Genomic DNA, 9,898 nt, shown 5'->3' with positions numbered 1-9,898 from the left:
GCCCCTGGTTATTGGGGGGGGGGGGGTGGTGGGGTGTGCGGGGGGAGCGTGAGGACGCGCTTCGCGCCGAGCCCCACCGGTGGGCTCCACGTGGGCGGGGCGAGGACCGCACTCTTTAACTGGCTCTTCGCACGGCACGCCGGCGGCGCCTTCGTCCTCCGTATGGAAGACACCGACCCGGAGCGCTCGGAGGCGGCCTGCGAGGCCGCCATAATCGAAGACCTGAAGTGGCTCGGCCTTTCCTCAGACGAGGGCCCGTCGAGGCAGTCCGAGAGAGGGCCCGTCTATACCGAGCACGCCGAAAAGCTCGTGAAGAGCGGCGCAGCCTATCGCTGCTATTGCTCAAAAGAAAGGCTCGAAGAGCTTAAGAATAAACAGATCAAGGCCGGACGGCCATCGAGGTACGACGGCAGGTGCCGGGAGCTTAAAGAAGCCCCGGAAGGCGGGGAGCACGTCATAAGGTTCAGGGTGCCGGAGGGGAGGGTGGAGATTACCTTCGATGACTCGGTCCACGGCCCCCTGAGCTTCGACACGGCGGACCTGGGGGACTTTATAATCGTCGGCTCGGACGGGCTGCCCTCCTATAACTTCGCCGTTGTGGTGGACGACTCGCTCATGGAGATAACGCACGTCCTGCGCGGTGACGACCACCTCTCGAACACCCCGAGGCAGATACTCCTGGCCGAAGCGCTCGGCTTCGTCCCACCCGTCTACGCCCACATACCTCTCGTTACGGCCCCGGACGGCAGCCCGCTCGGCAAGAGGCACGGGGCCGCGTCCGTAGCCGGACTCCGGGAGGGGGGCTACCTCCCCGAGGGCATAACGAACGCCCTGGCGCGCCTCGGCTGGTCGCCGGGAGAGAGGTTTCTAACTCTCGAAGAGATGGCCGAGGGCTTCTCGCTCGAAAAACTATCGAAGAGCCCTTCGGTCTTTGACACGGAGAGGCTCAGGCGCTTTAACAGGGAGGCCCTTTCAAGGGCCGACACGGGGAGGCTCGTGGAGCTTTTGGCTACCCACTTTAAAGAGGCCGACTCGGGGAGGGTTAAAAAAGCGGTCGACGCAATAAAGGCCGAGGCCTTTACGCTTACCGACATACCGGCCCTTGCCGCGCCCCTTGTCGGAGAGCTTCGGCTTGCCGAAGACGCGAAAGAGGTATTAAAGTCACCGGGCGCCGTGGAGGTCGTCCGCGCCTTCCGAACCGAGGTGAAAAAGACGGACGGGCCCAGCGGGTCCGATAAAATTGATGAGAAGAGCTATAACGGTATAATGAAAAAAGTTAAAGAGACCACCGGCGAGAGGGGGAAGAAACTTTTCATGCCCGTAAGGGCCGCCCTTACCGGAAGGACGGAGGGGCTGGAACTCGTAACGGTGGTCGAGGTGCTCGGCAGGGACGAAGTGCTAAGGCGACTCCACGCGTGCGTCGAAGGATAAGGTATGGCGATAAAACTATATAACACCCTTACGGGGAAGAAGGAGGTGTTCGAGCCTCTCAACGAGGGAGAGGTGAGGATGTACGTCTGCGGCCCGACGGTATACGACCTGAGCCACATAGGCCATGCCCGGAGTGCCGTGGCCTTTGACGCCATATATCGGTACCTACAATACAGGGGCTACAAGGTAACCTATACCCGGAACTATACGGACGTGGACGATAAGATTATAAAGCGCGCCGCGGACGAGGGTGTGGAGTCCATGGAGATAGCCGAGCGTTACATAAAGAGCTTCGACCGTGACATGGAGGGGCTCGGGGTGGCGCTCCCGACGAGGAGGCCCAGGGCCACTGAGACCATACCGAAGATGCTGGAGTTGATAGAGACCCTCATGAAAAAGGGTTTTGCCTACGCCGTGGACGGGGACGTCTACTACTCGGTACGCAAGTTCGAGGGGTACGGCAAGCTCTCGGGCAAGAACATAGAAGATCTCGAATCGGGCGCGAGGGTTGAGGTGGACGAGCGGAAGGAGGACCCGCTCGACTTCGCGCTCTGGAAGGCGAGCAAGCCCGGAGAGCCGACGTGGGACAGTCCGTGGGGACCGGGCCGCCCCGGCTGGCACATAGAGTGCTCGGCCATGTGCCTGAACATACTCGGCGAGACGTTCGACATACACGGCGGCGGCAAGGACCTGATCTTCCCGCACCACGAAAACGAGATAGCCCAGAGCGAGGCGGCAACGGGTAAGAGGTTCGCGCGCTACTGGCTCCATAACGGCTTCGTCAATATAGAAAAAGAGAAGATGAGCAAGTCTATCGGGAACATCCTGAACATCCATGAGGTGCTTAAGAACTATACCTCCGACGCCATGAGGCTTTTTTTATTATCGAGCCACTACCGCTCGCCCATAGACTATACGGCCGATACGCTACCCGAAGCCGAGGCAAAGGCCGAGAGGTTTTACCGTACCCTTGAGAGGATGGAGAAGGACTGGGCGGAGTTTTTCGAAAAAAAGCCCGACCCGGCAAAGAAAGAAGAGAGGCTAAAACCCATAGTCGAGGCGATGGACGACGACTTCAATACGGCCGCCGTCATAGGGAAGATATTCGAGGAGGTCGGTGAGGCCAACCGTCTTATGGACGCCGGGGACGGGGAGAAACTCGCCGAAGAGTTGCCGCTCATGACGGCCGTCTTTAAAGAGACGGGCTCTTTCCTCGGCACGTTTATAAAAACCCCCGGCGAGTACTTCGGCGAGATAAAGGGGAGGGCGGGGGTTGACCCCGCCGAGATAGAGAAACTCATAGCCGAGCGCAACGCGGCCCGTGCGAGCAAGAATTTCAAACGCGCCGACGAGATACGGGACGAACTCAAGGCGAAGGGCGTTATCCTCGAAGACACCTCTAAGGGGACGGAGTGGAAGGGCGCGTGACGCGCAACAGTAACTCCGTCCTTACCCCTCCCTGACTCCCTGCCCTGTCTGTCATCCTGAACTTGATTCAGGATCTCGGGGATTTTGAAGACAAAAATCGTGCTTGCACTTCGATTGAAGGGGAGGTAAGGTTGTCCAGGTTGGTGCTTTCTTCCCGTATTTTTGCAGTGCCCCTATCCCCCTTACAGCCCCCCCTCCTTGACAGGCGATACCCCGTGGGCGTATAATTCTCTTGCGTAGGAAAGAATGAAGGCCCTGATTTAATGTGTAAGCAATAGCTTTACTTCCCCTTCCCGGAGATAAGGAAATGACAAAGGCCGAGCAGATAAGGGTCCGGATAGTAAAGAGGCTCCGCTGGGTGTCCTCTGAGCCCAATAGCGAGGCGCTATGGGTCAGGATCCGTGCCGACGTTGAGAAGTATCTGTGGGCTCTGTGGCGGGCGAAAAAGCTTTACGGCGCCTCCCCGGATGAGGCCTACTTCGTTAAGTACGACCGCGACACCATGACCCGGTCGGATATCAACGAAGGCCGGATAATAATAGAGTGCGGCGTCGCCACGGAACGCCCCGCCGAGTTCGTAAGGTTTAAAGTCGCGATATGGGCAGGTCCGCCGCCCAGGAAGTGAGCCGGGAGCTTACTTTCCCCCCTCTTCCTCTTCCTTCTCCTCCGCTTTCTCCACCGCTACTTTTCTCCTCTTCCTCTCCTCTTCCTCTTTTTCGGCCCAGTCGTTTATCCTGTCCGCGACCTTCCCGTCCAGGTCAATGAAGTGTATGCCCATCCCGCCTTCGAGCCGGGTCTTCGGGTTATAGTCTCTCGTCCACATCACCCTGCACCGGCATTTGGCCTCGCCCCCTCCGTCCGGGAGCTTGAAGGTAATATCGAACTCGTCGTTCGTCCGGCGGGGGTTCACGGTGGAGATGAACATGCCGCTCCTGCTCAGGTTCTTGGCGTACCCGAAGAAGACGTTCTTGTCGCCCTCTACCCCCGCCTCTCCCTTGATCCGGAGGACCAGGAGCTGGACCCTCAGGTTCTTCCTCCTGTCGGAGCCGACCAGTATGTAGTCTTCCCGCTTCTCGGTCATTTAACCACCTTCCGGTGTGTACCGTCTTGTCTAAGCGTTTGCGGCTTTTCTCTTCCCTTGCGGGTTCCTCCACCAATATCCCCGGTGGCTATGCCTACCACCTTCCGGTGTGTACCGTCTTGTCTAAGCGCTTTCGGCTTCTCTCTTCCCTTGCGGGTTCCTCCACCGGTATCCATGGCGGCTATGCCTACCACCTTCCGGTGTGTACCGTCTTGTCTAAGCGTTTTCGGCTTCTATCTTCCCTTGCGGGTTCCTCCACCGGTATCCATGGCGGCTATGCCTACCATCTCCCGGTGTGTATAATCTCGTCGAAGCGCTTGCGGTTCTTCTCTTCCTTTACGAGTTCCTTCGGCGGGTAGCCCATGGCGATGATGCCGACCACCTCTATGCGCTGAGGTATGTGGAGTATGGTCTTGACCTCTTCGGGGTCTATGGCCGCTATCCAGCAAGTGCCGAGCCCCTCGGCCGTCGCGGCCCCTATCATTTCGGTTACGGCTATCGATACGTCCACCCAGGCGTAGTTCCTGTTGTCGGCTTTTCTCTTCCAGGCCTTCTCCGGCTCGGCGCAGGCCACGATGACCACGGGCGCTTTCTTAAACCCGTCCCGGGTGAAGACGTGGTCGAGCTTCTCCCGGTCCCCCTTCTTCATGACGATAAAGTGCCAGGGCTGGCAGTTGGCCGCGCTCTGCGCCCGCCTCAGGACCGAGAAGAGGCGGTTCAGCTTTTCGTCCTCGACCTCGCGCTCGGCGAACTCCCGTATGCTCTTCCGCCTGTCGTAAAGGGCGTAAAAATTTTTCAGCTTTTCGTCCATTTCCTATACGAGCGCGTCTGCGAACTCTCGCGCGTTAAAGGGTACGAGATCCTCCACCCCCTCCCCGACGCCTATGTAGCGTATGGGGATGGAGAACTCCCGGGCTATGGGGATTATTATACCACCTTTTGCCGTGCCGTCCAGCTTTGTCAGCGCGATGCCCGTTACCCCGACGGCCGCGTTGAAGAGCCTTACCTGCTCCACGGCATTCTGCCCGTTGGTGGCGTCGAGCACGAGGAGTATCTCGTGCGGCGCGCCGGGGAGCTCCCTTTCGACGACCCTCTTTATCTTCTTGAGCTCCTCCATCAAGTTCACCTTCGTGTGGAGCCTGCCCGCGGTATCGAGTATCACCAGGTCGGTCTTCCTGGCCACGGCCGCCTTCACGCAGTCGAAGGCCACCGCCCCCGGGTCCCCACCCTCCTTGTGCTTTATGACCGGACAGCCGACACGCGTGCCCCAGACCTCGAGCTGCTCTATCGCAGCGGCACGGAACGTATCGCCCGCCCCGAGCAACACCGACTTGCCGCCGGAGGCGAAGCTCTGCGCGAGCTTCCCTATGGTGGTGGTCTTCCCCGCGCCGTTCACGCCCACCACCAGTATCACGTACGGGGAGACGTCCGGCGCGAGCGGGCTCTCCACCTCCTTCAAGATGTTGTAGACTGTATCCCTTAAGCGGGCCCGGAGGCTCTCCATGTCCCACTTGATGCCCTCCCGGAGGCTGTCGGCCATCTCCATCGAGGTCCTGACCCCCACGTCCGCCCCTATGAGCGCCTCCTCGAGCCGCTCGAGCGCCTCTGTCCTCGCCCCACTTCCGACCGACGAGCTCAACCCCTCCATAAAGGCGTTGTGCGTGCGGGCGAGCCTTGCCTTGAGTCCGGTGAATGCCATGGCCTACCTTAATAGCACAGGAGGCGGGGTTTTGAAAGGGTTTTTGCGGCCCGGCCCGAGGGGTTGTGCTATAATGGGCTCTATCATGCCGGCCTCGCTCCTCGACATACTCTTTCCCTCCCTCTGCCCCGTATGCGGCGGAGGTATGGACAGGGGGGATGGGGGGGAGGGGGGACCGGGATTCTGCCGTGAGTGCACGGGCGGGATTACGGGTATCTCCGGCGCCGTCTGTACGGTCTGCGGCATCCCCTTCCAGTCCGAAGACGGGCCGGACCACACCTGCGGCGAGTGCATCGGCAGGAGGGTGCCGTTCGTCCGGGCGCGGAGCGCGGTCGTATACGACGGGGCCGCGCTTGAGGCCATCCACCGCTTCAAGTACAGGGGGGAGTTCTCGCTCGCGGTACCATTAGGACGGATGATTGCCGAAGCCGCGGCCCGGCTCGATACAGGCGGCTTCGACCTGGTCGTGCCGGTGCCGCTCCATAGCGCGAGGCTCCGCGAGAGAGGCTTTAACCAGTCTCTGCTGCTCGCCCGCGAGGTCGCCAAAACCTTCTCCTCGGAGGTGGACTGCCTGAGCCTTAAGAGAACACGCATGACCCGGCCGCAGATAGAGCTCAAGGGCGAGGAGAGGCGGAAGAACGTAAAGGGAGCCTTCGAGCTCACGGGGGAAGGGGGGGATGGAGAGTTCAAGGGGAAGAGCGTGCTCCTCGTCGACGACGTCTTCACCACAGGGGCGACCGCGAGGGAGTGCTCGACAATACTTAAGAGGGCCGGCGCCGAGGTCTTTGTCGCTACCGTTGCAAGGGTGGTCTGACTATGGTAGAAGGTTTGTCATGGGAAAGGTGATTTCACTCAGGGGTCTGCTCCGGGAGATAGGGGCGAAGCGGGGAAGAAGAAAGAAGGTCGTCTTCACCAACGGCTGCTTCGATATCATCCACGCGGGGCACGTAAGGTATCTCAAAAAGGCGAAGAGCCTCGGGGACGTGCTCGTGGTGGGGTTGAACAGCGACTCTTCGGTAAGGAAGCTAAAAGGGAGGGGCAGGCCCGTGGTGCCCGAGGGGGAGAGGGCCGAGGTGCTTTCAACGCTCGAACCGGTGGACTACGTGGTGATCTTCAAAGAGCCCACCCCCATAAAACTGATAGAGGCCGTAAGGCCCGACGTACTGGTAAAGGGCGCTGATTGGAAGAGCGGCGAGATAGTCGGCGAGGACGTCGTAAAGGGCTCGGGCGGCAGGGTGGCGAGGGTAAGGCTCCTCAAGGGCCGCTCCACCACCGACATAATAAAGAGGGTCTCGAAGCTGCGCCAAAGCTGCAATAGGTAGCGTCGAGGAAGAAGGGGAGGAAACCGGTATGCGATGCGGGCGTAATTTTTGTTTATGGGCGGTGCTCTTTATCGTTCTTGTTGCGGGGTGTGCCGCTCCGAAGGGCGGCCTGCCGGGTGCGTCGGCAAGGGGTGACGCCGAGGGGGTAAACTCCCTGATTGCCCGAGGCGCCGACGTTAATGAAACGGGCGAGTACGGGCTTACGGCCCTTATGCTGGCTGCGCGCGGTGGGCGCTCCGACATAGTGATGAAGCTCATTTCCTCGGGGGCCGACGTTAACGCTCAGAGCAACGCCGGGCTTACGGCCCTTATGTTCGCGGTGCGCGCGGGGCACTCCGACGCCGTGCTGAAACTCCTTACCGCGGCGGCCGACGTGAACGCTCAGAGCAAATCCGGGCTTACGGCCCTTATGCTGGCAACGGTTGGGGGGCGTACCGCAATGGTGCAAATCCTCATCGCGGCCGGGGCCGACGTGAACGCAAGGGACAGGAACGGGATGACCGCACTTATGTGGGGCGAGAAGAAAGGCCGCAAGAAGGCCGTTAAGATGCTGAAAGACGCCGGGGCCGAGGAATAGGGCGGGCCTTACTCCTCTCCCTCTTTGTCTGGCGCTGACTCCTTGTACTTCGCGTAACTCTCCTCGGACTCGAAGTAGAGGATCTTCTTCTCGTCCGTGAACGCCATCACCGCCTCGGCCTTGTCCACCTGGTTGCCGGTTATCGGGTCCGTTGCATGGCGTATGGAAAAGTCCTTCTTTATGCGTCCCGCGCACATGGGGCAGCAGCCGTAGTAGGTCTTGCCGTCCACCTCCACGGGTATCATCTCCGAGGCCATGAGCATGTTATTCACCATGCATACCCTGGAGGGTTTCTCTACCCTGTTGGCCGTAGGCATGGAGCTTTCCGCCTGCACGATTTGCGCGCCCGTTGCGAGTAGCAACACGCAGAGGGCCGCGAAAATGCCGCCCGTTTTCTTTATGGTGTTCATTTCGATCTCTCCTTTTATTTTTCCGTTTAAGCTTTTTTCGGTCTCTGTATTCTTGCACCAAGGGCGCCGATGAGCTTATTGAAAGGGTTGCCCCTTGGGAGGAACGGCAGGCTTGGCCTGCGCCTTATGCCCAACTGCTTCATCTGCTTCAGGAGCCCGGGATGCTCGTTGTCCATCTTGAGCCCCTTCTTGAACGCCATGAAGGCGAGGTCTCTCCGCTCCGCCAGGATGCACACCTTCCCTATGTTAAGGTAGATGTCGGGGTTGTAGAACTCTTTTTTCGCCGCCGAGCGGCAGAGAGAGACGGCCTCCTCGTAGTCCTTCTTCACCACCGCCACGCATAGCGCGTAGTAGGATATGGCGGTGGGGCTCTTCTTGTAGGCGTTGTCGGCGCTGAACGCGGCCAACGCCTCCTTGAAGCGCCCCTTTTTGGCCAGGTGCATGCCTCTTTCTACGGAGTCTCTCTTTTCCACTATAAAACCCTCGGGGAAGCCATATGTCTCAACTATATATTATACGGCACCGGGCGGGCCCTGTCAACGAACGCCCGGCACTACTGTCAAGGTCCTTCTTGTGATGGGTATTCCTTCGGGAGGACCGTGCCGGCTAACCCCTCTTCCCGACGGGCACGTAGGCCGCGCCCCTCGCGCCGGTGTACTTCTGCGTGGGCCGGAAGATGCGGTTGGTCCTGAGCTGCTCCGTCCAGTGGGCAAGCCAGCCCGCGACCCTGCTCATCGCGAATATCGGGGTATACAGCTCGGTGGGTATGCCGATGGCCTTGAATACTATACCCGAGTAGAAGTCCACGTTCGGGTAGAGCTTCTTCTTAGAGAGCTTTTCGGCCACGACCTTCTCGACCTCCTCGGCTATGCCGAGTATGCGGGCGTCGGCCGCGGCCTCGTGGTCCAGGAGCTTATGGGCGTAGCCTTGCAATATAACGGCGCGCGGGTCCTTTGTCTTGTAGACCCTGTGGCCGATGCCCATTATCCGCTCTTTCTTTTCGAGCCGCTCCTCTATCCAGGGGCGGACCTCCTCCCGCGAGCCTATATCCTGGAGCATGTCTATAACCCGCTCGTTGGCGCCGCCGTGGAGCGGGCCCGAGAGGGTGCCTATGGCCGCGGAGACGATGGTGTAAGGGTCTGCAAGCGTGGAGCCCACCACGCGCGCGCTGAAGGTCGAGGCGTTCATGGTATGGTCCGCGTGGAGTATGAGTATCACGTCGAGAATCTTTTCGACGAGCGGGTCCGGCTCCTTTTCGAAGAGCATGTAGTAGAAGTTGGCGGAAAAGGAGAGCGAGTTGTCCGGCGGGATGGGCGCGTCTCCGTGCCGCAGCCTGTGGCAGGCCGCCACGATCGTGGGGAGCTTGGCCAGGAGCCGGATGGTGGACCAGTAGCGTACGTCCTCGTCGAGGGTGTCCCGCGCCGGGTAGTACATGCCCATGCCCGAGGTTACCGCCTGAAGGTAGTCCATGGGGTGGCCGCCCTCGGGCAAATACTCCATCATCCTGAGTATCTTCATCTTGAGCCGGGTATGGAGCGTTACGTCTTCCTTGAACTTCTCGTACTCTTCTTTCGTGGGCAGCTTGTCGAAGATGAGCAGGTATGCGATCTCGAGGAACGTGCCCTTCTCGGCGAGCGTCTCTATGGGTATACCGCGGTACTCCAGTACCCCCTTCTCTCCGTCGATGAAGCTTATGGCACTCTCGGCGGCCGGGATGCCCTCAAGCCCCGGTACCACTTCCATCTCTCTCTCTTCCATCGCACACCTCGCTCGGGTTTATAGTTCAATTCTATTCCCGGAGTCCGTAAAAGTCAAACCTTTTGCTCTGGACGGGGAGGGTGAAGGGGCAGCGGCGAAGGTCGCCGTTTTTTTGTGTCGCCGCCTTCAGGGGTGGGGTATAATCGGTTGAGAGGAAAAAACCACCAGGAGGTTGTCGTGAAAAGAGTCCTT

General features: G+C 59.8%; 12 protein-coding genes. 6 read left to right on the top strand and 6 right to left on the bottom strand.

The window, feature by feature from the left end; translation table 11 throughout:
• The 3 genes from gltX to V3W31_06685 form a co-directional block, all read left to right on the top strand.
• Window positions 1–1,431: glutamate--tRNA ligase (gltX, locus tag V3W31_06695; protein ID MEE9614625.1), on the top strand; the 1,431-nt coding region annotated here is incomplete at its 5' end.
• A 3-nt stretch (window positions 1,432–1,434) separates the two neighbouring features.
• Complete coding sequence (cysS, locus tag V3W31_06690) at window positions 1,435–2,859, top strand: cysteine--tRNA ligase (GenBank protein MEE9614624.1); 1,425 nt, start codon at window positions 1,435–1,437, stop codon at window positions 2,857–2,859.
• Between the two features lie 307 nt (window positions 2,860–3,166).
• Window positions 3,167–3,484 (top strand): hypothetical protein, encoded by a 318-nt coding sequence (locus tag V3W31_06685; protein MEE9614623.1) that lies wholly within the window; start codon window positions 3,167–3,169, stop codon window positions 3,482–3,484.
• A gap of 9 nt (window positions 3,485–3,493) precedes the next feature.
• Here V3W31_06685 and V3W31_06680 read toward each other — a convergent pair whose 3' ends face one another.
• The 3 genes from V3W31_06680 to ftsY all read right to left on the bottom strand — a co-directional run bounded on the left by V3W31_06680 (window position 3,494) and on the right by ftsY (window position 5,639).
• Window positions 3,494–3,940 carry a PilZ domain-containing protein gene (locus V3W31_06680; GenBank protein ID MEE9614622.1) on the bottom strand — a complete coding sequence of 149 codons (447 nt, stop codon included), beginning with the start codon at window positions 3,938–3,940 and terminating at the stop codon, window positions 3,494–3,496.
• Between the two features lie 280 nt (window positions 3,941–4,220).
• Window positions 4,221–4,751, bottom strand: coding sequence for a nitroreductase family protein (locus V3W31_06675; GenBank protein MEE9614621.1), 531 nt, complete (start codon window positions 4,749–4,751; stop codon window positions 4,221–4,223).
• 3 nt (window positions 4,752–4,754) lie between these two features.
• Complete coding sequence (gene ftsY / locus V3W31_06670) at window positions 4,755–5,639, bottom strand: signal recognition particle-docking protein FtsY (protein MEE9614620.1); 885 nt, start codon at window positions 5,637–5,639, stop codon at window positions 4,755–4,757.
• Between the two features lie 31 nt (window positions 5,640–5,670).
• Here ftsY and V3W31_06665 point away from each other — a divergent pair, with 31 nt between their 5' ends.
• The 3 genes from V3W31_06665 to V3W31_06655 are packed head-to-tail and all read left to right on the top strand — an operon-like array spanning window position 5,671 to window position 7,538.
• Window positions 5,671–6,453: a ComF family protein gene (locus tag V3W31_06665; GenBank protein MEE9614619.1), complete on the top strand. Its 783-nt coding sequence runs from the start codon at window positions 5,671–5,673 to the stop codon at window positions 6,451–6,453.
• A gap of 19 nt (window positions 6,454–6,472) precedes the next feature.
• Complete coding sequence (gene rfaE2, locus V3W31_06660) at window positions 6,473–6,961, top strand: D-glycero-beta-D-manno-heptose 1-phosphate adenylyltransferase (protein MEE9614618.1); 489 nt, start codon at window positions 6,473–6,475, stop codon at window positions 6,959–6,961.
• A 28-nt stretch (window positions 6,962–6,989) separates the two neighbouring features.
• Window positions 6,990–7,538 carry an ankyrin repeat domain-containing protein gene (locus tag V3W31_06655; protein ID MEE9614617.1) on the top strand — a complete coding sequence of 183 codons (549 nt, stop codon included), beginning with the start codon at window positions 6,990–6,992 and terminating at the stop codon, window positions 7,536–7,538.
• 8 nt (window positions 7,539–7,546) lie between these two features.
• Here the strand turns inward: V3W31_06655 and V3W31_06650 are convergent, their stop codons facing one another.
• From V3W31_06650 to V3W31_06640, 3 genes are all read right to left on the bottom strand, one after another.
• The gene (locus tag V3W31_06650; protein ID MEE9614616.1) at window positions 7,547–7,948 is read right to left on the bottom strand and encodes a TRASH domain-containing protein; all 402 of its coding nucleotides are present in this window, start codon (window positions 7,946–7,948) and stop codon (window positions 7,547–7,549) included.
• Window positions 7,949–7,974: 26 nt separating this feature from the next.
• The gene (locus tag V3W31_06645) at window positions 7,975–8,421 is read right to left on the bottom strand and encodes a hypothetical protein (GenBank protein MEE9614615.1); all 447 of its coding nucleotides are present in this window, start codon (window positions 8,419–8,421) and stop codon (window positions 7,975–7,977) included.
• Between the two features lie 133 nt (window positions 8,422–8,554).
• Window positions 8,555–9,706 (bottom strand): citrate synthase, encoded by a 1,152-nt coding sequence (locus V3W31_06640; GenBank protein ID MEE9614614.1) that lies wholly within the window; start codon window positions 9,704–9,706, stop codon window positions 8,555–8,557.
• Between the last annotated feature and the right edge of the window lie 192 nt (window positions 9,707–9,898).

The sequence above is a fragment of the Thermodesulfobacteriota bacterium genome, assembly GCA_036482575.1.
Taxonomy (GTDB): domain Bacteria; phylum Desulfobacterota; class GWC2-55-46; order GWC2-55-46; family JAUVFY01; genus JAZGJJ01.
This window is presented reverse-complemented; position numbering and strand designations above follow the sequence as displayed.

Bases quoted from the DNA above. Each gene is read 5' to 3' on its own strand.
- V3W31_06685 (MEE9614623.1), top strand. From the start codon at position 3,167: ATGACAAAGGCCGAGCAGATAAGGGTCCGGATAGTAAAGAGGCTCCGC.
- rfaE2 (MEE9614618.1), top strand. From the start codon at position 6,473: ATGGGAAAGGTGATTTCACTCAGGGGTCTGCTCCGGGAGATAGGGGCG.
- V3W31_06675 (MEE9614621.1), bottom strand. From the start codon at position 4,751: ATGGACGAAAAGCTGAAAAATTTTTACGCCCTTTACGACAGGCGGAAG.
- V3W31_06680 (MEE9614622.1), bottom strand. From the start codon at position 3,940: ATGACCGAGAAGCGGGAAGACTACATACTGGTCGGCTCCGACAGGAGG.
- cysS (MEE9614624.1), top strand. From the start codon at position 1,435: ATGGCGATAAAACTATATAACACCCTTACGGGGAAGAAGGAGGTGTTC.
- V3W31_06650 (MEE9614616.1), bottom strand. From the start codon at position 7,948: ATGAACACCATAAAGAAAACGGGCGGCATTTTCGCGGCCCTCTGCGTG.
- V3W31_06640 (MEE9614614.1), bottom strand. From the start codon at position 9,706: ATGGAAGAGAGAGAGATGGAAGTGGTACCGGGGCTTGAGGGCATCCCG.
- ftsY (MEE9614620.1), bottom strand. From the start codon at position 5,639: ATGGCATTCACCGGACTCAAGGCAAGGCTCGCCCGCACGCACAACGCC.
- V3W31_06655 (MEE9614617.1), top strand. From the start codon at position 6,990: ATGCGATGCGGGCGTAATTTTTGTTTATGGGCGGTGCTCTTTATCGTT.